Source organism: Bradyrhizobium sp. USDA 4473, from assembly GCF_054063335.1.
This window is the reverse complement of record NZ_JBSSGE010000001.1, coordinates 498,863-525,753: the sequence shown is the minus strand read 5'-3', so window position 1 is coordinate 525,753 and position 26,891 is coordinate 498,863. Positions and strand designations below refer to the sequence as shown.

At 65.8% G+C, this 26,891-nt stretch carries 25 protein-coding genes; 15 read left to right on the top strand and 10 right to left on the bottom strand.

Translation table 11 applies throughout. From position 1 onward, the window contains the following. Positions 1–300: 300 nt before the first annotated feature. Positions 301–1,791 (bottom strand): sigma-54-dependent transcriptional regulator, encoded by a 1,491-nt coding sequence (locus tag ACVW17_RS02540; protein WP_456750315.1) that lies wholly within the window; start codon positions 1,789–1,791, stop codon positions 301–303. 142 nt (positions 1,792–1,933) lie between these two features. On the opposite strand from ACVW17_RS02540, the gene ACVW17_RS02535 reads away from it, so the two are divergent. The 9 genes from ACVW17_RS02535 (at position 1,934) to ACVW17_RS02495 (ending at position 11,129) form a co-directional block, all read left to right on the top strand. Beyond that, complete coding sequence (locus ACVW17_RS02535; protein ID WP_456750314.1) at positions 1,934–3,850, top strand: M3 family oligoendopeptidase; 1,917 nt, start codon at positions 1,934–1,936, stop codon at positions 3,848–3,850. A 260-nt stretch (positions 3,851–4,110) separates the two neighbouring features. Then, positions 4,111–4,263 (top strand): aa3-type cytochrome c oxidase subunit IV, encoded by a 153-nt coding sequence (locus tag ACVW17_RS02530; protein ID WP_456750313.1) that lies wholly within the window; start codon positions 4,111–4,113, stop codon positions 4,261–4,263. Between the two features lie 145 nt (positions 4,264–4,408). Continuing rightward, complete coding sequence (locus ACVW17_RS02525) at positions 4,409–5,533, top strand: Re/Si-specific NAD(P)(+) transhydrogenase subunit alpha (RefSeq protein ID WP_456750312.1); 1,125 nt, start codon at positions 4,409–4,411, stop codon at positions 5,531–5,533. Between the two features lie 11 nt (positions 5,534–5,544). Further along, a complete protein-coding gene (locus ACVW17_RS02520) occupies positions 5,545–5,862 on the top strand; it encodes a proton-translocating transhydrogenase family protein (protein ID WP_016841609.1) in 318 nt (105 codons plus the stop codon). Positions 5,863–5,905: 43 nt separating this feature from the next. Next, positions 5,906–7,306 carry an NAD(P)(+) transhydrogenase (Re/Si-specific) subunit beta gene (locus tag ACVW17_RS02515; protein ID WP_456750311.1) on the top strand — a complete coding sequence of 467 codons (1,401 nt, stop codon included), beginning with the start codon at positions 5,906–5,908 and terminating at the stop codon, positions 7,304–7,306. Positions 7,307–7,623: 317 nt separating this feature from the next. Beyond that, complete coding sequence (locus ACVW17_RS02510; protein WP_456756303.1) at positions 7,624–8,430, top strand: alpha/beta hydrolase; 807 nt, start codon at positions 7,624–7,626, stop codon at positions 8,428–8,430. Between the two features lie 54 nt (positions 8,431–8,484). Further along, positions 8,485–9,582: a calcium:proton antiporter gene (locus ACVW17_RS02505; RefSeq protein ID WP_456750310.1), complete on the top strand. Its 1,098-nt coding sequence runs from the start codon at positions 8,485–8,487 to the stop codon at positions 9,580–9,582. Positions 9,583–9,733: 151 nt separating this feature from the next. Beyond that, positions 9,734–10,018, top strand: coding sequence for a cupin domain-containing protein (locus tag ACVW17_RS02500; protein ID WP_456750309.1), 285 nt, complete (start codon positions 9,734–9,736; stop codon positions 10,016–10,018). 250 nt (positions 10,019–10,268) lie between these two features. Continuing rightward, positions 10,269–11,129 carry a hypothetical protein gene (locus tag ACVW17_RS02495; protein ID WP_456750308.1) on the top strand — a complete coding sequence of 287 codons (861 nt, stop codon included), beginning with the start codon at positions 10,269–10,271 and terminating at the stop codon, positions 11,127–11,129. Positions 11,130–11,733: 604 nt separating this feature from the next. Here ACVW17_RS02495 and ACVW17_RS02490 read toward each other — a convergent pair. Both ACVW17_RS02490 and rpsU read right to left on the bottom strand, forming a co-directional pair. Continuing rightward, complete coding sequence (locus tag ACVW17_RS02490; RefSeq protein WP_456750307.1) at positions 11,734–12,393, bottom strand: tetratricopeptide repeat protein; 660 nt, start codon at positions 12,391–12,393, stop codon at positions 11,734–11,736. Between the two features lie 114 nt (positions 12,394–12,507). Next, the gene (rpsU, locus tag ACVW17_RS02485; protein WP_021078544.1) at positions 12,508–12,804 is read right to left on the bottom strand and encodes a 30S ribosomal protein S21; all 297 of its coding nucleotides are present in this window, start codon (positions 12,802–12,804) and stop codon (positions 12,508–12,510) included. 264 nt (positions 12,805–13,068) lie between these two features. Between rpsU and aqpZ the strand changes: the two genes are divergently transcribed. After that, positions 13,069–13,791, top strand: coding sequence for an aquaporin Z (aqpZ, locus tag ACVW17_RS02480; protein WP_456796752.1), 723 nt, complete (start codon positions 13,069–13,071; stop codon positions 13,789–13,791). Positions 13,792–13,862: 71 nt separating this feature from the next. On the opposite strand, the gene ACVW17_RS02475 is transcribed toward aqpZ, so the two are convergent. Together ACVW17_RS02475 and purE are read right to left on the bottom strand one after the other, a co-directional pair. Continuing rightward, positions 13,863–14,966, bottom strand: a complete 1,104-nt coding sequence (locus tag ACVW17_RS02475) for a 5-(carboxyamino)imidazole ribonucleotide synthase (protein ID WP_456750305.1) — start codon at positions 14,964–14,966, stop codon at positions 13,863–13,865. Continuing rightward, a complete protein-coding gene (gene purE / locus ACVW17_RS02470) occupies positions 14,963–15,451 on the bottom strand; it encodes a 5-(carboxyamino)imidazole ribonucleotide mutase (RefSeq protein WP_456750304.1) in 489 nt (162 codons plus the stop codon). Before purE ends, ACVW17_RS02475 begins: the two co-directional genes overlap by 4 nt. Positions 15,452–15,596: 145 nt before the next feature. On the opposite strand from purE, the gene ACVW17_RS02465 reads away from it, so the two are divergent. Continuing rightward, entirely contained in the window at positions 15,597–16,343 is a 747-nt protein-coding gene (locus ACVW17_RS02465) for a GGDEF domain-containing protein (RefSeq protein WP_456796751.1), read from the top strand. A 21-nt stretch (positions 16,344–16,364) separates the two neighbouring features. On the opposite strand, the gene ACVW17_RS02460 is transcribed toward ACVW17_RS02465, so the two are convergent. From ACVW17_RS02460 to ACVW17_RS02450, 3 genes are all read right to left on the bottom strand, one after another. After that, positions 16,365–16,616, bottom strand: coding sequence for a hypothetical protein (locus ACVW17_RS02460; protein WP_024583703.1), 252 nt, complete (start codon positions 16,614–16,616; stop codon positions 16,365–16,367). A gap of 39 nt (positions 16,617–16,655) precedes the next feature. Continuing rightward, positions 16,656–16,892, bottom strand: a complete 237-nt coding sequence (locus ACVW17_RS02455; protein WP_456796750.1) for a hypothetical protein — start codon at positions 16,890–16,892, stop codon at positions 16,656–16,658. 182 nt (positions 16,893–17,074) lie between these two features. Then, positions 17,075–17,281 carry a YdcH family protein gene (locus ACVW17_RS02450; protein WP_024583705.1) on the bottom strand — a complete coding sequence of 69 codons (207 nt, stop codon included), beginning with the start codon at positions 17,279–17,281 and terminating at the stop codon, positions 17,075–17,077. 240 nt (positions 17,282–17,521) lie between these two features. Between ACVW17_RS02450 and ACVW17_RS02445 the strand changes: the two genes are divergently transcribed. Further along, entirely contained in the window at positions 17,522–17,707 is a 186-nt protein-coding gene (locus tag ACVW17_RS02445; protein WP_050422666.1) for a YdcH family protein, read from the top strand. 121 nt (positions 17,708–17,828) lie between these two features. On the opposite strand, the gene ACVW17_RS02440 is transcribed toward ACVW17_RS02445, so the two are convergent. Next, the gene (locus ACVW17_RS02440) at positions 17,829–18,932 is read right to left on the bottom strand and encodes an NAD(P)/FAD-dependent oxidoreductase (protein ID WP_456796749.1); all 1,104 of its coding nucleotides are present in this window, start codon (positions 18,930–18,932) and stop codon (positions 17,829–17,831) included. A 274-nt stretch (positions 18,933–19,206) separates the two neighbouring features. Between ACVW17_RS02440 and ACVW17_RS02435 the strand changes: the two genes are divergently transcribed. From ACVW17_RS02435 to ACVW17_RS02425, 3 genes are all read left to right on the top strand, one after another. Then, positions 19,207–21,894 carry a sensor domain-containing protein gene (locus ACVW17_RS02435; protein WP_456796748.1) on the top strand — a complete coding sequence of 896 codons (2,688 nt, stop codon included), beginning with the start codon at positions 19,207–19,209 and terminating at the stop codon, positions 21,892–21,894. A 317-nt stretch (positions 21,895–22,211) separates the two neighbouring features. Beyond that, positions 22,212–23,765 (top strand): ABC-F family ATP-binding cassette domain-containing protein, encoded by a 1,554-nt coding sequence (locus tag ACVW17_RS02430; protein ID WP_456796747.1) that lies wholly within the window; start codon positions 22,212–22,214, stop codon positions 23,763–23,765. A 57-nt stretch (positions 23,766–23,822) separates the two neighbouring features. Next, positions 23,823–25,277 (top strand): glycerol-3-phosphate dehydrogenase, encoded by a 1,455-nt coding sequence (locus tag ACVW17_RS02425; protein WP_456796746.1) that lies wholly within the window; start codon positions 23,823–23,825, stop codon positions 25,275–25,277. 186 nt (positions 25,278–25,463) lie between these two features. Here ACVW17_RS02425 and ACVW17_RS02420 read toward each other — a convergent pair whose 3' ends face one another. After that, complete coding sequence (locus ACVW17_RS02420) at positions 25,464–26,693, bottom strand: tetratricopeptide repeat protein (protein WP_456798924.1); 1,230 nt, start codon at positions 26,691–26,693, stop codon at positions 25,464–25,466. Positions 26,694–26,891: the final 198 nt, after the last annotated feature.

Below are 26,891 nucleotides of genomic sequence, written 5' to 3'. Positions count from 1 at the left end.
GTGGAACTGCCCTGGTCAAACTGGAACAGTTCAAATCAGTATTGTTTCATAGCTTGCGCGAAAGCGCCGGCTTCTCGATCGACTCGCACGCCTGCACGCAACGAACGCAGACGATACATTTGCCCCTCTTATGCAGCCAGCGCCATGCGGGGCAACTCACGACAAACTGACCTCGAAGCAACTGATTTCGCTCGGGCCGTGCGTTTTTGCCACGCGGCACAGCCTTTGTCTGTCACCGCCACGACACGGTTCAAAAGGTTCCCTGGTATTGTCGGGTCGGCCCCAAGGCCGAAGCGGCGTCTAGCCGGCGTCGCTTGCGCGCGTGCCGGCCGCGGCTTCGTCGAGCTTGCGGTAGAGCGTCGAGCGGCCGATCTTGAGGCGGCGCGCGACCTCCGACATCTGTCCGCGATAATGCGAAATCGCGAAGCGGATGATCTCGTTCTCGAGATCTTCTAGCGGGCGCACCTCGCCCGCGGCATTGAGCATCGTCAAGCCGCCCGCGGTGGGGAGGACGGTCGGTGCCGGTATCTCGTTACCAGATATCATGGCGGGCGCCGTGGACGGCGACACCACCAGCGGCTCGGCCTGCAACGATTTGCCGTCCGGCGCCGGATGCGCGGACCCTTGCGGGAAATCGGCGAGGGCGAGCTGGTCGCCGTCGCTCATCACCACGGCGCGATACACCGTGTTCTCGAGCTGACGGATATTGCCCGGCCAGTCGAGCTGGGACAGATGGGCCATCGCATCTCCGCTGATGCCGGTGATGTTGCGGTTCTCCTCGGCGCAGAACCGCGCCAGGAAATGCCGCAGCAGATGCGGAATGTCCTCCCGCCGCTGCCGCAGCGCCGGGATGGTCAGCGGCAGCACGTGCAGGCGATAGAACAGGTCCTCGCGGAACTGGCCGGCCTTCACGAGATCGAGCAGCCTGCGGTTGGTCGCCGAGATGATGCGGACATCGACCTTGACCGGCTTGCGGCCGCCGACCGCCTCGACGGTCCCTTCCTGCAGCGCGCGCAGCAGTTTCACCTGCGTCGCCAGCGGCAATTCGCCGACCTCGTCGAGGAACAGCGTGCCGCCATGGGCCTCGACGAACTTGCCCTGATGGCGTTCGGTGGCGCCGGTGAAGGCGCCCTTCTCGTGGCCGAACAGGATCGATTCGACGAGATTGTCGGGGATCGCGCCGCAGTTCACCGCGACGAACGGCTTGGCCTTGCGCTCGCTGCTGCCGTGGATGGCGCGCGCGAACAGTTCCTTGCCGACGCCGGACTCGCCCTCGATCAGCACGGGAATCGTCGAGGATGCGGCCTTCTGCGCGGTGCGCAGTACGCCTGCCATCGCCTCGCTGCGGGTGATGATGTCGGAGAAGGTCAGCCGGCCCTCGCGGCTATGGCGGATGCGCTGCAATTCGCCCTTCAGCGCCGAGGCATTGAGGGCGTTGCGCAGCGAGACCTGCAGCCGCTCGAAGCCGACCGGCTTGACGACGAAATCCTGGGCACCGGCGCGCATTGCCGACACCACATTGTCGATGCCGCCATGCGCGGTCTGGACGATGACCGGGACGGTCAAACCAGCTTCACGAATCTTTGCGAGGACTCCAAGTCCGTCGAGGCCCGGCATCACGAGGTCGAGCACGACGGCGTCAATCGCCTGCGTCTCGGATGCGGTCAGGGCCGCTATCGCCGCGTCGCCACTGTCCACGACGAGGGGCTCATAGCCGCACTTCTGCACCATGTTTTCAACCAAACGACGCTGTACTGCGTCGTCATCGGCGATCAAAATGGTGGCAGCCATGGTTTTCCCCGCACGCTACGATTATTTGTCTCGAATCGGGGCACTGTCGCCGATGCCGATTAACGCACTCTTAAACGTTGCAAACCCGCTTTCATTCCGCCGCCGCCGACATCTTTCCGACTGAACCAAGGTTACGAACAAGATGACCTCGCGCTCCAAGACTGCCTCCTCCAAATCCGCTTCCAGCAAGGCCGCTCTCCGCAAGGAGGCCGCGCTGCGCAAGTCGTCGGCGCAACGCAAATCGACCGCGGCCGGCCCGGTGGCGAAAAAGGCGGCCAGCAAGACCGGCAAGCTTCCGGAATGGAATCTGGCAGATCTCTACGCCGGCATCGACGCACCGGAGGTCGCGCGCGACCTGCAGAAAATGGATGCAGATTGCGTCGCGTTTGAGACCGACTACAAGGGCAAACTGGCCGAAAATACCGGTAAGGAAGGCGGCGGAAAGTGGCTCGCCGAGGCGATCCGGCGCTATGAGGCGATCGACGACCTGGCCGGCCGTCTCGGCTCCTATGCCGGCCTGATCCATGCCGGCGACAGCGTCGATCCCGCGATTTCGAAATTCTATGGCGATATTTCCGAGCGGCTGACCGCCGCCTCGGTGCATCTCCTGTTCTTCTCGCTCGAGCTCAACCGGGTTGACGATGACGTGATCGAGCGAGCGATGGCCGAGCCGGCGCTCGGGCATTACCGGCCGTGGATCGAGGATCTGCGCAAGGACAAGCCGTACCAGCTCGAGGATCGCGTCGAGCAACTCTTCCACGAGAAGGCGCAGAGCGGCTACGCGGCCTGGAACCGGCTATTCGACCAGACCATCTCCGGCCTGCGCTTCAAGGTCGCGGGCAAGGAGCTCGCGATCGAGCCGACGCTGAACCTGCTGCAGGACAAGGCGGGCGACAAGCGCAAGGCGGCGGCGCAGGCGCTTTCCAAGACCTTCAAGGACAATGAGCGCACCTTCGCGCTGATCACCAACACGCTGGCCAAGGACAAGGAAATCTCCGACCGCTGGCGCGGCTTCCAGGACGTCGCGGATTCCCGCCATCTCAACAACCGCGTCGAGCGCGAGGTGGTCGATGCGCTGGTGGCTTCGGTGCGCGCGGCCTATCCGAAGCTGTCGCATCGCTATTACGCGCTGAAGGCCGGCTGGTTCAAAAAGAAGAAGCTGCCGCATTGGGATCGCAACGCGCCGTTGCCGTTCGCGGCGACCGGCACGATTGCCTGGCCGGAGGCGCGCAACATGGTGCTGTCGGCCTATAACGGCTTCTCGCCGAAGATGGCCGCGATCGCCGAGCGCTTTTTCGACGATCGCTGGATCGATGCGCCGGTCCGTCCCGGCAAGGCGCCCGGCGCGTTCTCGCATCCGACCACGCCGTCGGCGCATCCCTATGTGCTGATGAACTACCAGGGCAAGCCGCGCGACGTGATGACGCTGGCGCATGAGCTCGGCCATGGCGTGCATCAGGTGCTGGCGGCGAAGAACGGCGCGCTGATGGCGCCGACGCCGCTGACGCTCGCGGAGACCGCCAGCGTGTTCGGCGAGATGCTGACCTTCAAGCGGCTGCTGTCGCAGACCAAAAACGCCAAGCAGCGCCAGGCGCTGCTCGCGGGCAAGGTCGAGGACATGATCAACACCGTGGTGCGGCAGATCGCGTTCTATTCGTTCGAGCGCGCGGTGCATACCGAGCGCAAGAATGGCGAGCTCACCGCCGAGCGGATCGGCCAGCTCTGGCTCAGCGTGCAGGGCGAGAGCCTCGGGCCCGCGATCGAGATCAAGCCGGGCTACGAGACGTTCTGGATGTACATCCCGCACTTCATCCACTCGCCGTTCTATGTCTACGCCTATGCGTTCGGCGACTGCCTGGTGAACTCGCTCTATGCGGTCTACGAGCACGCCTCCGAGGGCTTCGCCGAGCGCTATCTCGACATGCTCGCCGCCGGCGGCACCAAACACTATTCCGAGCTGCTGCGGCCGTTCGGGCTCGACGCCAAGGACCCGACATTCTGGGACGGCGGCCTGTCCGTGATCGCCGGCATGATCGACGAGCTGGAGGCGATGGGCTGAGGCCCATCGGCGTTCCGCCGTACGGTCGGCCGGGCCGGGCGGGAAGGCCCTGCATTTTTTGCGCCGGGCGGTATGATCATTCCATGACAACGTCGTTTCGGGGATCAATCCTGCCCGCGCGCGAGCGGCGGACCGTCGCAGCACGACCCGGAGCGGGGACAAGTTGCGCTTCCCATCACCCGATCGGGACCGCGCCGTTGCCCTGCCAACCCGTTTGCGGTAATGGCTCGCGGAACGCGAATTTCTGACTGGGGATAGCGATGGCAGACCATAGCGAAGTGGCCTACACGACCGCCGACGGCAACGATTACGTGGCGCATGAGCAGACCTATGAAGGGTTTCTCACGCTGGTCAAATGGGGCACCATCAGCGTCGCCATCCTCCTCGCTTTGATGGCCTATTTCCTGGTCTGATCCCTGACCGGCTGACGGTGTCGCCGTCCTGCTGCGGTGCCGGAATTTCTGATCGAGCCCGGCTGCAAATACCGGGTATCCAATCTGGCGAAAATAACGCTAGTTTGAAGACGCGTGCGGCGCTTGCGCCGCCGGGGGAGGGCCCATGAAGATTGCCGTTGCCAAGGAAATCGATCCGTCCGAGCCGCGGGTTGCGGTTTCGCCCGATACGATCAAGAAGTTCAAGGCGATCGGCGCCGACGTGGCCGTCGAGCCCGGCGCGGGCGTCAAGTCGGGCCTGCCCGATTCGGAGCTGACCGCAGCCGGCGCCACCGTCTCGGCCGACGCGCTCAAGGACGCCGACATCGTCATCAAGGTGAAGCGGCCCGAAGCCTCCGAACTCTCCAAATACAAGCGCGGCGCACTGGTGATCGCGATCATGGACCCCTACGGCAACGAGGCCGCGCTGAAGGCGATGGCCGATGCCGGCGTCTCGGCGTTTGCGATGGAATTGATGCCGCGCATCACCCGCGCCCAGGTGATGGACGTGCTGTCGTCGCAGGCCAACCTCGCCGGCTACCGCGCGGTGATCGAGGGCGCCGAGGCGTTCGGCCGCGCCTTCCCGATGATGATGACCGCCGCCGGCACCGTTCCGGCCGCCAAGGTGTTCGTGATGGGCGTCGGCGTCGCCGGCCTGCAGGCGATCGCGACCGCGCGGCGACTGGGCGCCGTCGTCACCGCGACAGACGTGCGGCCCGCCACCAAGGAGCAGGTGGAGAGCCTCGGTGCGAAATTCCTCGCGGTCGAGGACGAGGAGTTCAAGAACGCGCAGACCGCGGGCGGCTACGCCAAGGAAATGTCGAAAGAGTACCAGGCCAAGCAGGCCGCGCTCACCGCCGAGCACATCAAGAAGCAGGACATCGTGATCACCACCGCGCTGATCCCGGGCCGTCCGGCGCCGAAACTGGTGTCGGGCGAGATGGTGAAATCGATGAAGCCCGGCTCGGTGCTGGTCGACCTCGCGGTCGAGCGCGGCGGCAATGTCGAGGGTGCCAAGCCCGGCGAGGTGGTCGAGACCGACGGCATCAAGATCGTCGGGTACACCAATGTCGCCGGCCGCGTCGCCGCCTCGGCCTCCAGCCTGTATGCGCGCAACCTGTTCTCGTTCATCGAGACGATGGTCGACAAGGCCAAGAAGGAGCTCGCGGTCAATTGGGACGACGAGCTGGTGAAGGCCACCGCGCTGACCAAGGACGGCGCCGTCATCCATCCCAACTTCCAGCCGAAGTAAGGAGACAAGCCATGGAGCATCTCGCGCAGGCCGTTGATCCCTTCGTGTTCCGGCTGTCGATTTTCGTCCTCGCCGTGTTCGTCGGCTATTTCGTGGTGTGGTCGGTGACCCCCGCGCTGCACACGCCGCTGATGAGCGTGACCAACGCGATCTCGTCGGTGATTGTGGTCGGCGCGCTGCTCGCGGTCGGCGTCGGCATGGTGTCGAGCGGCTCGGGCTGGGCCCGCGGCTTCGGCTTCGTCGCGCTGATCTTCGCCTGCGTGAACATCTTCGGCGGCTTCCTGGTCACCCAGCGCATGCTGGCGATGTACAAGAAGAAAGCCAAGTAAACGGCACCACCTCGGGGTGATGTAAGAATTGGGGGGACCTGAGATGAGCGCCAATCTCTCTGCACTGTTGTATCTCGTGGCGGGGGTGCTGTTCATCCTGTCGCTGCGCGGCCTGTCGAGCCCGGCGTCGTCGCGCCAGGGCAACATGTTCGGCATGATCGGCATGGCGATCGCGGTCGCCACCACGCTGGCGAGCCATCCGCCGGCCGATGGCGTGGCCTGGGTCCTGGTCATCCTCGGCATCGCGATCGGCGGCGGCATCGGTGCCGTGATCGCGCGCCGGGTGCCGATGACCTCGATGCCGGAACTCGTCGCCGCGTTCCACTCGCTGGTCGGCATGGCCGCGGTGCTGGTCGCCGCCGGCGCGTTCTATGCGCCCGAGGCGTTCGACATCGGCACGCCCGGCAATATCCATCCGCAGAGCCTGGTCGAGATGTCGCTCGGCGTCGCGATCGGCGCCCTGACCTTCACCGGCTCGGTGATCGCGTTCCTGAAGCTGTCGGCCCGGATGAGCGGCGCACCGATCATCCTGCCGTTCCGCCACGTCATCAACATCGTGCTGGCGCTGGCGCTGGTGTTCTTCATCGTCGGCCTCGTGCTGAGTGGCAGCGCGTTCGACTTCTGGATGATCACGATCCTGGCGCTGGCGCTCGGCGTCTTGATGATCATCCCGATCGGCGGCGCCGACATGCCGGTCGTGATCTCGATGCTGAACTCGTACTCCGGCTGGGCTGCCGCCGGCATCGGCTTCACGCTCGGCAATTCGGCGCTGATCATCACCGGCGCGCTGGTCGGCTCGTCGGGTGCAATCCTGTCCTACATCATGTGCCACGCGATGAACCGCTCGTTCATCTCGGTGATCCTCGGCGGCTTCGGCGGCGAAACGGCTGCGGCCGGCGGCGGCTCGGGCGAGCAGAAGCCCGCAAAACTCGGCTCGGCCGACGATGCGGCCTTCATCATGAAGAACGCCTCCAAGGTCATCATCGTGCCCGGCTACGGCATGGCGGTGGCGCAGGCCCAGCATGCGCTGCGCGAAATGGCCGACCTGCTGAAGAAGGAAGGCGTCGAGGTGAAATACGCCATTCACCCGGTCGCGGGGCGCATGCCCGGCCACATGAACGTGCTGCTGGCCGAAGCCAACGTGCCCTATGACGAGGTGTTCGAGCTCGAGGACATCAACTCGGAGTTCGCCCAGGCCGACATCGCCTTCGTGATCGGCGCCAACGACGTCACCAACCCGGCGGCGGAAGAGGACAAGACCTCGCCGATCTACGGCATGCCGGTGCTGCAGGTCTGGAAGGCCGGCACCGTGATGTTCATCAAGCGCTCGCTGGCCTCGGGCTATGCCGGCATCGACAATCCGCTGTTCTATCGCGACAACACCATGATGCTGCTCGGCGACGCCAAGAAGGTCACCGAGAACATCGTCAAGGCGATGGCCTGACGCTGATGGCGTTGAACCGGGAGTGGCATCGAGACCATCGCATGCCGCCCCGGGCCACGCGCCAGCAGCGCATCGCGTGGCATGTGGCGCATGCGAAGGTTTGCGCCTGCCGGCCGGTTCCCGACAGCGTCAGGCTCGAGGTCGAAGCGCTGCTCAATGCGAGGCGCAGGCCGCTCTCGGCGGCCGCCAAAAACCAGGAGCGGGAGCCAAAACTGCGAAAACAACCCCATGCAAAGTAGCAATGGGGCCTCGCATCATCTCGACACACTAAATCTAGCGCGGAAATTGAGAGCGGCAGGCGGGATTTGCGCGTGGTTCTGACGATCCTGAAATGGCTGCTGATCGTCGCCGCGGTGGTCTATCTCGGTGGCCTTGCGGTGCTGTTCGTCAAGCAGCGCGAGATGCTGTTCCCGATCCCGCCGGTGGGGCGGACCGCGCCGGCGGCGGCAGGCCTTCCCGAAGCGGAAGAGCATGTGCTGACCACGGATGACGGCGAGAAGGTCATCGTCTGGCATGTGCCGGCGAAGCCTGGCCGGCCTGTGGTGCTGTTCTTTCCCGGCAATGGCGATTTCCTGGCCGGCCGCGTCGCGCGCTTCAAGGCGATCACCGCCGACGGCACCGGACTGGTGGCGCTGTCGTACCGCGGCTACGCCGGCTCGAGCGGATCGCCGAGCGAAGAGGGCCTGCTGCAGGACGCAGCAGCAGCCTACGCGTTCACCACCGCGCGCTACCGTCCCGCTGAGATCGTGGCGTGGGGCTTCTCGCTCGGCACCGGCGTTGCGGTCGCGCTCGCCGCCGAACACCCGGTTGGCAGGCTGATCCTGGAGGCGCCGTACACCTCGACGGCCGAGGTCGCCGGCGCGCTGTTCTGGTACGTGCCGGTCAGCCTGCTGATGCGGGATCCATTCCATTCCGACCGGCGAATTGCCGGCGTCACGGTGCCGCTCTTGATCATGCATGGCAGCGACGATCGGGCGATCCCGATCCGCTTTGGCGAGCGGCTGTTCGGCCTCGCCCACGAGCCCAAGCAGTTCGTGCGGCTGCCCGGTGCCGGGCACGACAATCTCGACGATTTCGGTGCGATGGCGACGGCGCGGCCGTTCATCGGCGCCGCAGGAGGCTGACGGCGGCGATTGTCTGTCGCATAATCGCGGCAGTCGAATGAGGGGGCTGACGATATGAGCGCACACGGACCGATGCCACGGTCGGCCTGGCTGTATCCCGTTCTGGCGGTGCTGCTGTTTGGCGCGGTCACCGTCACCGGTTATGCCTTCGCGCCATCGGCGGCCGGCTGGGTGTTCGCAGCCGTGCTGCTGGTGATCCTGTTCGGCACCGTGTTCGCGGCCGTTCATCACGCCGAAATGATCGCCGAGCGGATCGGCGAGCCGTTCGGCACGCTGCTGCTGACGCTCGCGGTGACCATCATCGAGGTCGCCCTGATCTCGACCATCATGCTGGGCGACACACCGGCGCCGACCTTGGCGCGCGACACGGTGTTTGCGGTGGTGATGATCGTCTGCAACGGCCTGGTCGGGCTCTGCATCTTCATCGGCGGCATCCGCTACCGTGAGCAGGATTTCCAGATCACCGGCGCCAACCTCTATCTCAGCGTGCTATTCGTGCTCGCGACCATCACGCTCGACATGCCGAATTTCACGCTGACGGCGCCGGGCCCGATCTATTCCACGGCCCAGCTCGCCGTGATCAGCGTCGTGACCCTGCTGCTCTACGCCGTGTTCCTCTACACCCAGACCATCCGCCACCGCGATTACTTCATCAGCGGCGCCAATGAGGCGGCGGCGCATGGCGAGGTGATGTCGGACCGCGACACTGCGATCAGCATCGTCCTGCTGCTGGTGTCGCTGCTGGCGGTGGTGCTGCTGGCCAAGAAATTCTCGCTGGTGGTCGATGTCGTCACCGTCAAGATCGGCGCGCCGCCGGCCTTTGCCGGCCTGGTGGTGGCGGCGCTGATCCTGCTGCCGGAGAGCGTTGCCGCGGTGTCGGCGGCGCGCAAGAACGACCTGCAGAAGAGCATCAACCTCGCGCTCGGCTCCTCGATCGCGACCATCGGGCTCACGGTTCCCGCGGTGGCCGCGGCTGCCTATGTGCTGGACAAGCAGCTGGTGCTCGGGCTCAGCAACCAGCATATGCTGATCCTGCTGCTGACCTTCATGGTCAGCATGCTCACCTTCGGAACCGGCCGCACCAACATCCTGTTCGGGCTGGTTCACATGGTGGTGTTCGCGGTGTTCGTATTCATGGTCTTCGTGCCCTGAAGCGCGATGAGATTCGCGCTTCAGCCTTTTGTTTGCGCATGATCTCCGCGCAAACGCGTTCCGCGTTTGTCGCGAGGGAAAACCGCTTCGCACTTTTCCGGATCATGCGTTAGAGCATGATCCGCTCAACAAGGAACTTGGAGACGTGACGATGCTCAGCGCCAAATCGGACGTGCAGGTGGATACGGCGGAGGTTCGCGTGACCGAATGGCGGCTCGCGCCCGGCAGCGCCACCGGCCACCACACCCATGAGATGGACTATGTCATCGTCCCGATCACGTCCGGCGAGATGACGATCGTGGCGCCGAACGGGGAGCGCTCGAAGGCCCAGCTCGGGGCCGGCAAGTCCTACTTCCGCAAGGCGGGGGTCCAGCACGACGTGCTGAACGAGACGGCCAGCGAGATCGTGTTCCTCGAGGTCGAACTCAAGCCCTGACGCGGACGGTAACCCTGCGCGCGCTGAATGGCAGCTCCGAGCAGCCGCGGCTGTGGAAATTCATAACCCGTTAACGGCTGCACGATGAATTAGGAGGTGGATGCGGCCTGCGCAGGGGGCGCCTCCGCTGAAACCAAAGTGACACCAAAGGTGACGTCGGAACGGGGGTTTGCCACCGATCCGACGCAGTTGATCCCTGAATGTGCCTCAAAGTTCCAGCATGAAATAACGGGGCGGGGAGTGGCAGGTCATGCTGAGTTACCTGAAGAAATTCGTGATGGACATCTTACCCTCGGTGGCAGCGACCATCATCGGGGCGTACATCGTCAATCACTACATCGTGGCCAAGCCGGAAGCACCCGCCACCGCAGCCGTGACCGCCGTCGATCCGAAAGCCGCTGCCAAGCCCGCCACCGTCGTCAGCAGCCTCCCCGAAGCCGGCGTCAAGGCCAAGGGCATGTCCGAGCGGACGCTGATCGAGCGGTCGGCGTTCGAGAAGGCCACCGTCACCGAGAAGCCGGCCGAGAAAGCCGCCGACCAGAAGCCTGACGCGCCGGCCGATACCGCCAGCATCCCGACCGACACCCGCCACCACACGGCGGCGCCGAAGGCCGTCGCCAAGGTGACGCCCGCCGCGCCGCAGCCGGCTGCGCCTGCCACCGCGGCGGCACCGGCCGAAGCCGCCGCCGCGCCGGACGAGAACCGCGACGCCAACGATCTCGCGCGCGCCGCGATCGAGCGGCTGCGCAAGGAGCGCCCGCAGGAGGCCGCACGCGCCCAGGACGCCGCGCGCACCGATCTCGCCCGGCTGCCAGAGGCGCAGCGTCCGGCAGCGCAATCTGCGATCCGGCCGTTGCCGCCGCCGATCATGGTGTCGAACCCCTCCACCGAGAACGTCGACCAATCCTCGCAGCAGCGTCCGCCCTACGCCAACGCCCAGGATTCGAATCGGCTGACGCCGCCGGCCGACATTCCGGTGCCGGTGATCCAGGCGCCGCTCGACCTGCGCGCCGACGCGGCTATGGCTGCGCCGAAGAGCGACCACACCTCGGTGACCGACGACATGTTCTCCGGCATGAAGTCGATGTTCCACGCCGTCCTGCCGAAGTAGGCCCTGCCTAAGCCTGCCGAGTAAGTTGATAAGCTAAAGCGGGATGGAATTGGTTGAATTGAGCTGGCGCGGTCCTGTTCACCTCTCGCCGGCGGGGAGAGGTCGGATTGCGCCTAGCGATGCGAAGCATCGTCCAGAGGAGTCCGGATCGAATTGGAGGATGGTCGCGTCTAGGTTCTCCAAGTCCAAAACCATCTTCCGCAGGGCTTCGTGGGTGTTTTCGATGTCGCCAGCTAGCTGGGCCCGGCGCTTCACTAGCCCATTCAGGACAAATTCGTTCAAGGCTTCCTGCCCGTCAAAGGACGACGGATGCAAAGCGTTATCCCGGCCACTCCAAAGATGACGACCACCGGAAGCGCAAAGACGATAAGGAGTAAGAACGCCCAAATCAGAGCGTCTTTGCCGATCCAGAATATCCCATAAAGCACTCCCAGGATCAGCTCGGCTAACAGGGCCAAAAGCACGGGGCCAAATGGGTGGAGTGGCTGCCGCTGGCGTTTCATGCCGCAGATGTTAGCAAGGCTGGCAGCTTAGGTCGCCATACGTCTTGGTGAGTTTGCTGCCTAATGCCGGAAAACCGCTTCGCACTTTTCCGGATCATGCTTCAGCCGCCGGTGCGCGCCAGGCCGCTGCGCGCGTTGCCGTCGTTGGGCCGTAGCGCGAGCGCGCGATTGTAGGAGGCTGCCGCCTTGGCCTTGTCGCCGAGCCGCTCATAGGCTTGGCCCCGGGCGCTCCACGCCGCAACATTGTTGGGATCGGCCTGCACCGCCTCGTCGAGGTCGGTGGCGGCCTGCTTGGCCTTGTCGAGCGCGAGATAGCTCGTGGCGCGGCCGACCAGCGGCTCGGCCTTCTGCGGCGACAGCCCGCTGGCTGCGGTGAAATCGTCGATCGCCTGCTGGTGCTGGCCGCGGCCCTGATAGATCAGGCCACGGCCGTACAGGGCCTGGATGTTGTAGGGATCGCTCGTCAGCGCCTGCTCGAACTCCGCCAACGCCTCGTCGAGCTTGCCGGAATGCGCCAGCACCTGGCCACGCGTCGCATGATCCCTGGCGCTGTTGACGTCCTGCGGCGTGATGGCGTCGGCGGCCGGCCTATCGGTGGTGGCGACCGGCTTCGGCTTGTCGTCCGAGCCCCACGATCCCAGGTCGAAGGAGCATGCCCCGAGCGGCGGGCCGAGCAGCAGTACAGCGATGACGAGGTGCAGCGCGCGACGGCGATGCGCTAGCTCCGGGAGCCGGGAGCGGGGTGCCGGAGCAACCGTCATGCAAATTGCTCTTGCCGGTGGTTTTGCATGGGATCCCCGGAACGCGGGCCTGCTTCAAAACGACAACGCGGGCCCGTGGCCCGCGCTGTTAGACTTCCGGATCAGCAAAACGGTTCAGCGGGGGCCGCGACCGGCGCCTGCACCACCGGGACGGCCGCCGCGGTCGCCACCGGGACCAGCGCCGAACACCGGCTTCGGCTTCATCGGCAGCAGGCCTTCGCGCTGCAGCTTCTTGCGCGCCAGCTTGCGCGCACGGCGCACGGCTTCGGCCTTTTCGCGAGCCTTCTTCTCGGAGGGCTTTTCGTAATGACCGCGGAGCTTCATCTCGCGGAAAATGCCCTCGCGCTGCATCTTCTTCTTCAGCGCCTTCAGGGCTTGGTCGACATTGTTATCGCGGACGAGAACCTGCACGCGGCATCCTCTTTTGAATTGATCGGTTCGGAATTCTGGCGAGGTGAAGGGGCGGCAAAAGGCCTGCCTCTTAACCCCAGGCGCGCGCATGTATCAGACAAACGCGCAGATGTCCACCGGTCGAGTGACTTTCGGGCCTAGTAAAGCCACGAAATGGGGCGAAAATGCCTTTGTGCGGCCCTGATTTGGGTGGTTTGGCGCCCAGATGAAGGCCGCTCCCGGCGTTTTGGACAACCCGGACATTGGAAATAGGGGAGATGCCACATGGATATGAAGAAATACGCTGCCGAGCTGATCGGTACGTTCTGGCTCACATTCGCGGGCTGCGGCAGCGCGGTGATCGCGGCCGGCTTTCCACAGGTCGGGATCGGCCTGGTCGGCGTGTCGTTGGCCTTCGGGCTCAGCGTGGTGACCATGGCCTATGCGATCGGCCATATCTCGGGCTGCCACCTCAACCCGGCCGTGACGGTCGGGCTCGCCGCGGGCGGGCGTTTCCCCGGCGGCCAGGTGCTGCCCTACATCATCGCGCAGGTCATCGGTGCCATCGTTGCGGCCTGGCTGCTCTATGTGATCGCGAGCGGCGCGCCCGGTTTCGATGTCAGCAAGGGCTTTGCCTCCAACGGCTATGATGCGCACTCGCCGGGCCAGTACAGCATGGTGGTGTGCTTCATCATGGAGGTCGTGATGACCATGATGTTCCTGTTCATCATCATGGGATCGACCCATGGCAAGGCGCCCGCCGGCTTCGCGCCGCTCGCGATCGGCCTCGCGCTGGTGATGATCCATCTCGTCAGCATTCCCGTCACCAACACGTCGGTGAATCCGGCGCGCAGCACCGGACCGGCGCTGTTCGTCGGCGGCTGGGCGCTGGCGCAGCTCTGGATGTTCTGGGTGGCGCCGTTGATCGGCGGCGCGCTTGGCGGCGTGATCTATCGCTGGCTCAGCGACGAGCCGACCGGCGTCGTCGCCGGCGTCAAGACGGCGTGACATGATTGGCGAATGGGATCGTGGTCGTCACGATCCCATTTCCCTCGATGCGCCGAAGCGGTTCTGTGGAATTATGATTTGCGCGGCGGCGTCACTTCGGTGACGTGGCCCATCTTGCGGCCGGGGCGCGGCGTGCCCTTGCCGTACAAATGCACGGTGGCGCCGGGAACGCTGAGCCACTGCTCGTAGCTCAGGATGTCGTCGCCGATCAGGTTGGTCATGGTGACCTCGCCATGACGCACCGGCTTGCCCAGCGGCCAGCCGGCGATCGCGCGGATGTGCTGCTCGAACTGCGAGATCGAGGCGCCGTCGAGCGTCCAGTGGCCGGAATTGTGCACCCGCGGCGCGATCTCGTTGACCAGCACCGTTGCCTTGCCGTTGCCGGGCACCACGAACAATTCCACCGCGAGCACGCCGACATAGTCGAGCGCCGTGGCGATCTTTTCGGCGATCGCGCGCGCCTCTGCGGCAAGCTGTTCGGGGATCGCAGCCGGCACGCGGGAAAATTTCAGGATGTGGTCGCGATGCTCGTTTTCGGTGACGTCGAAGCACGCGACGTCGCCGGATGCGGAGCGCGCTGCGATCACCGAGATCTCGCGCTCGAACGGCACGAAGGCCTCGAGGATCGCCGACTTGGTGCCGAGATCGTCCCAGACCTGCTCGATGTCGTCGCCCTGGCGGATGATGGCCTGGCCCTTGCCGTCGTAGCCGAAGCGGCGGGTCTTGATCACAGCAGGCAGGCCGATCCGCTCGATCGCGCTGCGCAGCGTCGCGACCGAGGAGACGTCGGCATAGTCGGCGGTGCCGATGCCGAGCTTGCTGACGAAATCCTTCTCGTACAGCCGGTCCTGCGTGGTCTCGAGGATCTTGTACGCGGGCAGCACCGGGCGGCGCGCGGCGAGCACCATCGCGGTCGCGGCCGGCACGTTCTCGAACTCATAGGTGACGACGTCGACGTCGTTGGCGAACAGCTCGAGCGCCTCGACGTCGGCATATTCCGCGCAGGTCGCGTGCTGCACCACGTCGAAGGCCGGCGAGTCCGGATCCGGAGAGAACACCTGGCAGCGCAGCCCGAGGCGCGCTGCGGCCATCGCCAGCATCCGGCCCAATTGCCCGCCGCCGAGGATTCCGATGGTGTCGCCCGGCTTCAGCCTCACAGGGTTGGAAGCCGTCACGCCGTGCCCTCCGGATGGTCCTTGACCGCATCGGTCTGCTCGGTGCGCCAGGCCGCGAGGCGGGCCGCCAAAGCGGGATCGCTGAGCGCGAGCACGCTTGCCGCGAGCAGCGCGGCATTGATCGCGCCGGGCTTGCCGATCGCGAGCGTTCCGACCGGAACGCCGGCCGGCATCTGCACGATCGAATAGAGCGAATCGACGCCGGACAGCGTCCTGGACTCGACGGGAACCCCGAACACCGGAAGCTCGGTCAGCGCCGCCGTCATGCCCGGCAGATGCGCGGCGCCGCCGGCGCCGGCAATGATCACCTTGTGGCCGGCCGCCTTGGCGCCCTTGGCAAAGGCATAGAGCCGATCCGGGGTGCGGTGGGCCGAAACGATGCGCGTTTCGCAGGCAATCCCCAGCGCGGCCAGGGTGTCGGCGGCATGGCGCATGGTTTCCCAGTCGGACTGGCTTCCCATGATGATGGCGATCGGAGCGGTCATCTCTTCAATTCTGTTCAGGAATCCAAAAGCATAGGCCGATTATAGGGGCGGCCCGGTTCTCATCCAAGGCGTGGCAAGGGAGATAGAATGGACTATCCTGTCTTGGTGAATCCCGGCAAGCCTTCATAAGCAAGCCTCAACAAAGATGCGCATGAAGAAGAAGACCACCGCGGCCGCCTCCGGGGCGGCCAAACGGCGAAAAGCCGCGGCTGCCGCGAGCAAATCCGCACCGGGCAGAACTGGAACCCGAAAGACCGGCGCAAAAAAGACTGGCGCAAAGGCGGCTGGAACCAAAGCGTCCGGAACCGGTATTGCCAGGCGTGCCGCGGTCACCTCCGGCGACAAATCGACCATCCGCAGGCTGCGGGCGCAGCTGGCGCGGGCCCAGGCCCGGATCGAGCAGCTTCAGGCCTCGGCCGAGACCGACTTCCTGCTCGACATCCTGAACCGGCGCGGCTTCGAGCGCGAGCTCGCCCGTTCGCTCTCCTTCATCAAGCGCTATCAGGCCTCCGGCGCGCTGATCGTGCTCGACGTCGACCGCCTCAAGCCGATCAACGATGCGTTCGGGCACGCGGCCGGCGACGAGGTGCTGAAGGCGATCGTTGCCGCGATCTCGGACCAGGTGCGCGCCTCCGACGTGATCGGCCGGCTCGGCGGCGACGAGTTCGCGCTGCTGCTGTGGAATCTCAGCGAAACCGACGCCCGCGCCAAGGCGGCTGCGCTGGAAGAAGCGATCGACCGCCTGACCTTCGTGTTCCGTGACTGCCAGGTCTCGGCGGGCGCCTCCGCAGGCGTTGCGATCCTCACTGCGCATTCGGATCTCGATCGGGTTCTCGATGAGGCCGACCGCGCGATGTATGTGCGCAAGGCGCAGCGGCGCCATGAAACCTAGATCTCAGAGAATCCCGGGGGATTACAGCGCGCTCAGGTCTTCAGGCACGTTGCCGTAGGCCCGCAGCAGCTTGGCATCGCCGAATTCGCCGATCGCGGGATCGCCGGTGCGGCTGAATGCGACGGCGCCGATGCTGCCCGGCATCCGCGACATCGTCTCCGCCCGGCGCAGCGCGATCGCCGAGCTCTGGCATTCCTCGGCATTGCCGGCGACCGGCGTGCCGTCGTCGTCCTGCATGAAGGGAAGTGCCACGTAATAGGTTACATCGGCCATCGCTGTGCTCCCTGATGGTCAGGCCAACAATCGCAAGAATCAGGCAGCGTCGCTCGCCAAGTCGCTCGCCACGTCGCTTGCCACTTGGGGGCGTGCCGGCACGCAGCCGGCGGTGATCGCGGCCTGCAATTCGTCGAGCTCGGCCTCGAGATATTCGTTGGCCATGATCAGCGCCTTGATGGTGCTGCGCAGGTTGCCGTCGCACATCGCGATCGCCTGATCGCAGGCCTTCTCGTAGCGGCTGTTGTGGTCGGGCAGGGACGGCGGGACGGACATGGCGAAACTCCCTTCGATGGCTGGCGGCTGGATCGGAATGTTCTCTTTTTGTTCTGGTGGAGTCAAGCGCCGAGAAACGGGGGAGCATCCGTTGCCGGGAATGTGAAGCCCAGGGGGCGCTGTGGATGACGGGGAAAACCGCCGGATCGAACTGAACCAGGGGCCGCGAGGCGGCGCGCGCCTCAGGCGATGATGTCGGGCGTGATCTGGTCTTCGATGAAGGCGATGCGATCGCGCAATTGCAGCTTCCGCTTCTTCAGGCGCTGCAGCATCAGGAGATCCGGCGCCGGCGACTGATGCAGCGCGTCGATCGCGGCGTCGAGGTCGCGGTGCTCTTGTTGCAGACGCGCAAGCTCGGCGAGGAGTTCGCGCTCATCCTGATCGTTCATGGTTGTGTGTTAACTGGTAAGCACGACGAAGCTGTTGCGGCCGAAGCAGCCGCTCGCCGGAATATCCTCCCTCGGCGCGCGCCGCGCAAGCCGAACCGGTTCCCTGATCACGATTGGTTACAGATAAACCGAAATGCGTGCGTGCGGCATATCGCGTCCCCTATCGACAGGCCCGTCCACTCGTGTACACTTGTTGGTCCGGATCGACCCTGAGGTTTAACGCACCGAGGAGTGTTCGCAATGGCAATACAGGCCCATCTCGTTGAGTTGGAGCGTAAGCACAAAATACTCGAGAACGAACTGCACGAAGCGCTCGTTCACCCCTCCGTAGACGATCTCCACATTTGCGAGCTGAAGCGCCGCAAGTTGATGGTCAAGGACCAGATCGAGCGGTTGAGACTGTCCGCCGACGACACGGTCCACTAAGCCGGCCCCCGCAAATCAGCAAACAATCCTGACCTTTTCACCGAGGGATGAACGCCGCAGCGCGCATCCCCCGGGAGGTCATGCTGCATGTGCTCAGCCGTATTTGCCAAGCCGAGTTTGTTCAGTGTCCTGCCAGCTTGCCGACATGGTCGGCGACCGCGAGCGACGACGTCAGCCCCGGCGATTCAATCCCGAACAGGTTGATCAGCCCGGCGACGCCGTGGTCGGCCGGCCCCTGGATCAGGAAGTCCTGGGTCGCCACCGCCGGCGGCACGATCTTGGGCCGGATTCCCGAATAGCTCGGCATCAGCGCGCCATCCGGCAGCGTCGGCCAGTATTTCCGGATCGCCGGATAGAACCGCTCGGCCCGCGCCGGGTCGACCGCGTAATCGATCCGATCGATCCATTCGACGTCGGGACCGAACCGCGCCTGTCCGGCCATGTCGAGCGTCAAATGCACGCCGAGCCCACCGGGCTCCGGCACCGGATAGATCAGGTGCGAGAACGGCGCCCTGGCGCTGCAGCTGAAGTAATTGCCCTTGGCCAGATAGGCCGTTGGAATCAATTCGATCGGCATGCCCTCGACATTGCGCGCGACCGCCGGGGCGCCGAGCCCTGCGGCATTGACCAGCAGGTCGCAGGCGAGCGTCATCGGCGCCGCGCCGCCGGCCTCGACCTCGAACCCCTGGCCGGTGACCCGGGCGTGGAGCAGCGGCGTATGGAACGCGAAGGCCGCGCCCGCCTCCTCGGCGTCGCCGCGCAGCGCCAGCATGTAGGCATGGCTGTCGATGATCCCGGTCGAGGGCGACAGCAGCGCCGCGTCGCAATTCAGCGCCGGTTCCAGCGCACGCGCCGCAGCGCCGGACAGCAGCTGCATGTCGTCGACGCCATTGGCCGCGGCATGGGCGCGGATCGATTGCAGCTTTTCGGTTTCCGAAGGCGTGGTGGCCACGATCAGCTTGCCGCAATTCCTGTGCGGGATGCCGTGCTCGGCGCAATAGCGGTACAGCGCCCGCTTGCCGCTGACGCACATCCGCGCCATCAGGCTGCCGGCCTTGTAGTAGATCCCGGCATGGATCACCTCGCTGTTGCGCGACGAGGTCACCGTGCCGATGGCTTCGGCCTCCTCGAGCACAACCACCTCACGGCCGGCCTGTGCCAGCCTCCGCGCCACGGCGAGGCCGATCACCCCCGCCCCGACGATCACGCAATCAACCCTGTCCATCTCGTCCTTCAAGTCCGACAATTTCCGCGCGATCGCGCCCCCGGCCGTCGCCGCCAACATCGTTCAACCGATCCGATCGCTTTCGGCAAGTGCTTATTGGCCAAGTGCTTGGGCCATCTCAAAGAGTTGGGGAGCCATGCCCTGTTAGTGCAGCATTAATCATGTCAGGGCAATTGCCGCAAATTGCGCCACGTTTACCGGTTGCATCCTGACGCGTTTACCCGATCCAAACCGCCAAAGCCGGACACTCGCCCTGGAAATCCGCGGGTGATCGATGGCTGGCAGGAAGTGGCAGGCGGGCGGGAAGAATTCGATTCCGGCAAGGGCCGTGCTTTGCCTGATCGCTGCCGTCGTGCCGCACGCCGCAGCCCGCGCCGGCACCGGCGGATTCGCGCCATCGAGCTATCTCGGTGATCTCGATCCCGGCGTGGTCTGGGAGCTCCTGATCGGCAGCGTGGTGGCCGCGTCGTTTTTCGGCGCGATCGGATTGTGGATCCTCTCGGCGCTGCGCAAGGCCAAGCGCGCCCAATTGCGGCGCAACGCTTTCGTCTCCTCGGCGCTCAACCATCTGAACCAGGGCGTGGTGATGACCGATGCGTGCGAGCGCATCGTGTTCTGCAACGACCGCTATCTCGACATCTACGGCCTGTCGCGCGCCGACATCCGGCGCAACATGACCGGCACCGAGCTCTTGGAGCTGCGCCGCGACCGCGGCGTGCTCGACATCAGCGCCGCGGATTTCTTTACCCGGGCAGCGATGCCGGAAGGCCTCGTCACCGAACTGCCCGGCGGGCGGTCGGTGCTGGTGAAGTATTTCCCGCTGCCGAACGGCGGCTCGGTCGCCACCCATCTCGATTGCACCGACCAGCGCCAGCTGTCGCGCAAGCTCGCCTCGACCACGCAATTCCTGGAATCGGTGCTCGACAACGTCCCGGTCTGCGTCGCCGCCAAGAACATCGAGGACGGCCGCTACATCTTCGCCAACCGCGCCTTCGAGCGCTTCTCGCGGTTCTCGCGCGATCACATCGTGGGCAAACGCGCCGACGAGATCTTCCGTCCCGAGACCGCGGTCAGCATCGACACCGCCGACCGCGCCGCGCTGGACGCGCCGCAAGGCTATCACCGCAGCGAGTTCTTCGTCGAACGCGGCTCGGAGAAGCGCATCCTGGCGTCCAACCGGGTAATCGCCCGCAACGAGGCCGGCGCGCCGGAATTCCTGATCGCGCTGTTCGAGGACGTCACCGACCGCCGCGCGCTGTCGCGCGAGCTCGAGAACAACAAGAAGTTCCTCGAGCTCGTGGTCGACAACATCCCGGTCTCGCTGATCGTGCAGCGCGTCAGCGACGGCCGCTATCTCTTGGCCAACCGCAGCGCCGAGACAATCCTCAACCGCCGCCGCGAGGACGCCGCCGGCCTCACCGCGTCCGACATCTTCAACGCGCGCGAAGCCAAGCTGATCGTTGCCCGCGACGAGGCCGCGATCAGAAAGCGCAGCATGATCGCCGAGGAGCATCCGATCTCGACCAAGGACGGTTTGCGGCTGTTCCTGACCCGCCGCATGACCGTGCTCGACGATGACGGCGAGCCGCAATATCTGATCAAGACCCATGAGGACGTCACCGACCGGCGCCAGACCGAGTCGCGGATGGCGCACATGGCCTATCATGACGGCCTGACCGATCTGCCGAACCGCGCCGCCTTCCTGCAGGCGCTGACCCAGATGATCGAGGCCTGCGACGGCACCGGCGAGGAGTTTGCCGTGCTCTGCGTCGATCTCGACGGGCTGAAGGAGATCAACGACGTCTACGGCCATGCGATGGGCGACAAGGTGCTGATCGAGGTCGCGCAGCGCCTGCAGACCGTGGCGCGCGGCGGCGTGGTCGCGCGGCTCTCCGGCGACGAATTCGGCCTCATCATCGACGGCCAGCAGCCGGCCGCCGGCATCGCCCTGGCCGAGCAGGCCGCCGAGGCGCTGGGTGGGGATTTCGCGATCGACGGCAAGTCGGTGCGCACCGGCCTCACCGCGGGGATCGCGGTGTTCCCGCACAACGGCACGGATGCGGCCTCGCTGCTGGCCAATTCCGGCGCGGCGCTGTTCCGCGCCAAGGCCAAATCGCGCGGCACGATCTCGATCTTCGAGCCGGAGATGGACCAGCAGATCCGCGATCGCCGCGTGCTGCACCAGGAGCTCTCGGTCGCGATCAAGAACGGCGAATTGTCGCTCTATTACCAGCCGCAGGCTGCGGCGGGCGGCAGCGTCGCGGCGAGCCAGATCATCGGCTTCGAGGCGCTGGCGCGCTGGCACCATCCCCTGCGCGGCTTCGTGCCGCCCGGCGACTTCATTCCGCTTGCCGAGGAAAGCGGCCTGATCGTCGAGATGGGCGAATGGATCCTGCGCGAAGCCTGCCGGGAGGCCGCCTCATGGGCCGTCCCGATGCAGGTCGCTGTCAATCTGTCGCCGGCGCAATTCATCCATGGCGACCTCGTCGGCCTGGTCCATTCGATCCTGCTCGAGACCGGGCTGACGCCCGACCGGCTCGAACTCGAAATCACCGAAGGCGTGCTGATCGAGGATTTCGACCGCGGCCTGTCGCTGCTGCGGCGGCTGAAGGCGCTCGGGGTCCGCATCTCGATGGACGATTTCGGCAGCGGCTATTCCTCGCTGAGCTATCTGCAGGCGTTTCCGTTCGACAAGATCAAGATCGACCGCGCCTTCGTGATCAATCTCGGCCGCAATCCGCAATCGGCCGCGATCGTGCGCGCGGTGATCGATCTCGGCCACGGCCTCGAAATGTCGATCGTCGCCGAGGGCGTCGAGACCGAGGCGCAGCTCGGCTTCCTCTCCGAGGAAGGCTGCGATGCGGTGCAGGGCTATCTGATCGGCCGGCCGGCCCCGATCGGTCAGTTTGCCGCGCTGGTCGGCGGCGACCGGCTGGCCGAAACCGTGCGCAAGGCCGGGTAAGCCGGCGGACCGGCCAGGCCGGCTGCGCTTGCCATCGGTTGCACGTCCGGTTACCGTCCGACCACCACATCATTTCGGTCGAGAAAGGAGGGCTGCGTCGTGGCGAGATACAACGATCCCCACCTCAAGCGTGGCCCCGTCAACGCCCTGCAAATGCGTTTGCAGGGCTGACCGGAAACTCGGCTAAAATCTTGTCCTGGTCTGCCCTACGTGGCCGTGCGGCGCCGAACGTTTGAACGTTCGCGCCTGCACTCAAATTCCTCGCCGCGCTTCGACACGCACATCCGTTGATGGCTGCATGCCCACGCGATGACGTGATGGCCGGCAAGACCAGAGAATTGATCGTGACCCTCATCAATGTCCGCAATCTCGGCGTGACGCTGAACGCGCCGCTGTTTTCCGACCTGAATTTCGTCGTCAATGCCGGCGACCGCATCGGCCTCGTCGCCGCCAACGGCCGCGGCAAGTCCACACTGCTGCGCTGTATCGCAGGCAGCATGGAACCGAATGCGGGCGACATCAGCCGCGCGCGCGGACTGACCGTCGGCCATGTCGAGCAGGATGCGCCGGCAGGGCTGATGGATATGCCGTTCCATACCGCCGTGCTGGAGGCGCTCCCCGCCGGGCAGCGCGACAGCGAGAGCTGGCGGGTCGACGTCGCCCTGCAATCGCTCGACGTGCCTGAGGAATTGTGGGCGCGGCCGTTGAAGCAATTGAGCGGCGGCTGGCTGCGGCTCGCGCTGCTCGCCCGCGTGCTGGTGACCGAGCCCGATGTGCTGCTGCTCGACGAGCCGACCAACCATCTCGACCTCGCCAAGATCGCCCGGCTTGAGGCCTGGCTCAATGCGCTGCCGCGCGAGATGCCGGTGGTGATCGCAAGCCACGACCGCGCTTTCCTCGATGCGACCACCAACCGGACGCTGTTCTTGCGCCCGGAACGCTCGCAGCTGTTCGCGTTGCCATACACCGCGGCGCGTGCGGCGCTCGACGAATGCGACGCAGCGGACGAGCGGCGCTTTACGCGCGACATGAAGGCGGTCCGGCAGCTGCGGCAGCAGGCCGCCAAGCTCAACAATCTCGGCATCAATTCCGGCAGTGACCTCTTGCTGTCGAAGACCAGGCAGCTCAGGCAGCGCGCTGAGCGACTGGAGGAGACGGCAAAGCCCGCGCATCTGGAACGCTCGGCCGGCACGATCCGGCTCGCCAACCGCGACACCCATGCCAAGGTGCTGATCAGGCTGAACAACGCGGTGATCGCTACGCCCGACGGCAGGCCGCTGTTCCGAACCGGCCCGCAATTCATCTGCCGGGGTGACCGGATCGCGCTGCTCGGGCCGAACGGCGCGGGCAAGACCCGGTTTGTCGCGGCGCTGCGGCTCGCGATCGAGAACTCCGCGGCGGCCGCCGCCGAGATCCGCGCCACCGAGTCATTGGTGCTGGGCTATTGCGACCAGGCGCTGGCCGATCTCGCCGATGGCGACACCCCGATGCGCATGCTGACACGGCGCTTTGCGGTCGGCGATCAGCAGGCGCGCGGCCTGCTCGCCGGCACCGGGCTCTCGATCGAGATGCAGGGCCGTCCGATCGGGCGGCTGTCCGGCGGGCAGAAGGCCCGGCTCGGCATGCTGGTGCTGCGGCTGACCCAGCCGAACTTCTATCTGCTCGACGAGCCGACCAACCATCTCGACATCGAGGGTCAGGAGGCGCTGGAAGACGAGCTGATGCAGCAGCAGGCCAGCTGCCTGCTGGTGTCGCACGACCGCCGGTTCGTGCGGACGGTGGCCAACCGGTTCTGGGTGATCGAAGGCAAGAAGCTGATCGAAGCCGATGGGCCCGAACACTTCTTCGCCTCGGTCGGCGCTGCGCCCTGACGCATTTTTCGTGCGAGCACATCTTCCGTTCGCATTCAAATGCGATAGCCGTTTGGCATGGCGGACTATGACGTTGCGATCATCGGCGGTGGGCTGAACGGCACGAGCATCGCGCGTGATGCCGCCGGCCGCGGCCTGCGCGTGATCCTGCTGGAGCAGGGCGATCTCGGTTCCGGCGCGTCGCAGGCCTCTCCGCGGCTGGTGCATGGCGATCTGGCCGGGCTCGAGCGGCGGCAGTTGTTCCGCGTCCGGACCGCGCTCAGGGAGCGCGACGTCTGGCTGCGTATCGCGCCGCACCTGGTTCGGCCGGCGCGCTTCGCGATCCCGGTTCATGCCGGGGAGCGGCCGGTGTGGCAATTGCGGTCGTTGCTGCTGCTTTACGAGCGGCTCGCCTCGCGCAGCGGCCTGCCGCGCTCGACCACCCTCGATGTCACCCACCATCCGGTCGGCAATGCGCTGAAGCGGCCGTTCGGAACCGCGTTCGAATATTCCGACTGCGTCGTCGACGATTCCCGGCTCGTCGTGCTGAATGCGGTCGACGCCGCGGCGCGCGGCGCCGATATCCGCACCGGCGCGCGGGTGACCCGAGCCGAGCGTAGTGACACCTGGCGGCTGATCGCGATCGACCGCGGCTATCGGCGGGTGATCACGGCACGGGCGCTGGTCAACGCGACCGGCGCGTGGACCGCCTCGGTCGCTGACACCGTGCTGCGCGTGCCGGCGCCGCCGCTTGCCACCGTGCAGATCAGCCAGATCGTGGTGCGCCGCCTGTTCGACTGCGACAACGTCTATGCGTTCCAGAACAACGACGGACGCCTGATCTTCGCCAGTCCCTATGAGCGCGACTTCACCCTGATCGGCAGCGCCTTCAAGGGTGATCCCGCCATTGTCGCGATGGATGCGCGGGAGGTGGCCTATCTCTGCGACGCAGCCAACCGCTATTTTCGCGAGCAGATCACCCCAGCCGACGTGTTGCGAACGGTTTCCGGTGCCAATTCCGTCGTCGCACCCGCGCGCTGGCGACGCGCTGGCGCAGTGTCGCCCGACTTCAAGCGCGGCAGGGCGCCGCTTCTCACGATCTTCGGCGGCGACGTCACGACGTCGCGGCGCCGCGCCGAGCGGGCGGTTTCGAAGTTCGCGCGGTTCTATCCGATGGGGCCGCGCTGGACGGCAACGGCGCCGCTGCCGGGCGGCGAATTCGCGTGGCAGCGCTTTGAGAGCGAGGTCGACATCGTCCGCGACCGCTGGCGCTTCCTCAGTGAAATGCAGGCGCGGCGGCTGGTGGCCGCCTATGGGCTGAACGTGAAGGATATCCTGGGTGACGCGAAGACGAAGGCCGATCTTGGCCCGGCCTTCGGTGCTGAATTGACCGGCGCCGAGGTGCGTTACCTCATGCGCAAGGAATGGGCACGCTTTCCAGACGATGTGCTGTGGCGCCGCTCCAAGCTCGGGCTGACCATGCCGCAAGCCGATCGCGATGCGCTTGCCGCGTTCATGGTCAAGGCGGATTGAGCGCGATTAGCAGCGGTGTTTCCGCGCCGTCATGGCCGGGCTTGTCCCGGCCATCCACGTCTTTCTGTCGCGGAGACCAAGACGTGGATGCCCGGCACAAGGCCGGGCATGACGAGTTTGTGGAGCTATCGAGTCCATATGCGAAAGCCCGGCGCTTGCGGGGGGAAGGGACAGCTCCAACAGCTTCTATTGCCGTGCCGCCTCCTGCGCCCAGGCGAGGTCGCGCCGGGACGGACGGCGATGCAGCCGGTCCGAGATCAGGCCCGTCGCTTGCCGGCCCTGGCCGGCGCGCAGGCAGGCGACGATGAAGGTGTCCTCCCACAATTCGCGCTGCGCATGGCTGCCGCCGATCCGCACCAGCTCGGGCATCAGCGGCGCCAGGATGCGCACGGCGCTTTCATGGTCGCCGGCCGCGAAGGCCGCGATCCCGCGACCGAGCCCGATCGCGGCAGGGCCGGGCGCCAGTTTGCCGTCGGCGTCGCGTGCGGCCATCTCGGCCAGCCGCGCCTTGAGCGCGTCGTTATTCGTGGTGGCGGCGACCAGTGCGTGGTGCACGTCCGCGAAATGCGCGCCGGCCTTCGGGAAATAGCTGTCGCCATAGGCGGCGACATCCTTCCAGTGCGCGTCGAGGCCGGTCTTGCCGGCGACCGCCAGCCGCCACAGCAGCGAGGCCGTGTCGGTATAGATGTTGAGCGGCGGATAAGGGCGGCCCGCCGGCTTGATGTGCTGCTCGTAGATAGCGAGCGCACCGTCGGCGTCGCCCTCTTCGATCGCGATCAAGGCGAGGTGCCAGGCGAGATGGCCTTGCAGGAAGCTCGTCCGATCATTCGCCGGCAACCAGGCGGAGAGAAAGCTGCGGCCTTCGGCGCCGTCACCCTGTTCGAACAGCGCATGCGCCAGCGCGTGCGCGGCGCCGGCGTTCTCCGGCTTCAGCGCATAGCCGCGCTCGGTGATGGCGCGGCCGGAGACGACGTCGCCGGCCTCGGTCTTCGACCAGCCGAGATAGGTGAGGAACCACCAATCGTCGCCATAGTCTTTAGCGTAACGTTCGGAGATAGCGAGCCGCGCGGCGTCATGATCGGGCCGGCCGGAGAAGGCGTAGAGGCCGAACGCGCCGAGCAGCAGCGAAAGGATCTGCGCATCGCGCGGATATTCGGCGAGGTGTTGCTCGGCCGCTGTCATGGCTTTCTTGCCCTGGCCCTCGATCACGGATGCGATGATCTCGATGTGCTGGCGCTCGCGCCGGCTTGCCGCCGCGGCGAGCCGCCGGGCATCGGCCGCCTTGGCGCGGGCCGCGGCGCCCTCCATGTTGAGCTGGTGCACGCGGGCGCGGCCGAGATGGGCCAGCGCGAAATCGGGATCGTCGGCGATCGCCGCCTCGAACGCCGCATCGGCGCCGAGCAGCGCCGCCAGCATCCGATCGACGCCGTCGACATAATAGGCGGCGGCGCGGTCCGATGTGGTCGTCAGCGGCAGGCCGTAGCGGTCGCAAATCATCGGTTGTCCTCCCGAGCTTGGCTGGGAAGTCTAGGGCATGTGCTCATAAAGGCAACGAGCCCCTCGGGGCTCACGTCTGCTTAGCCCTCGATAGCATCGCAAAAGCGAACATCGCGG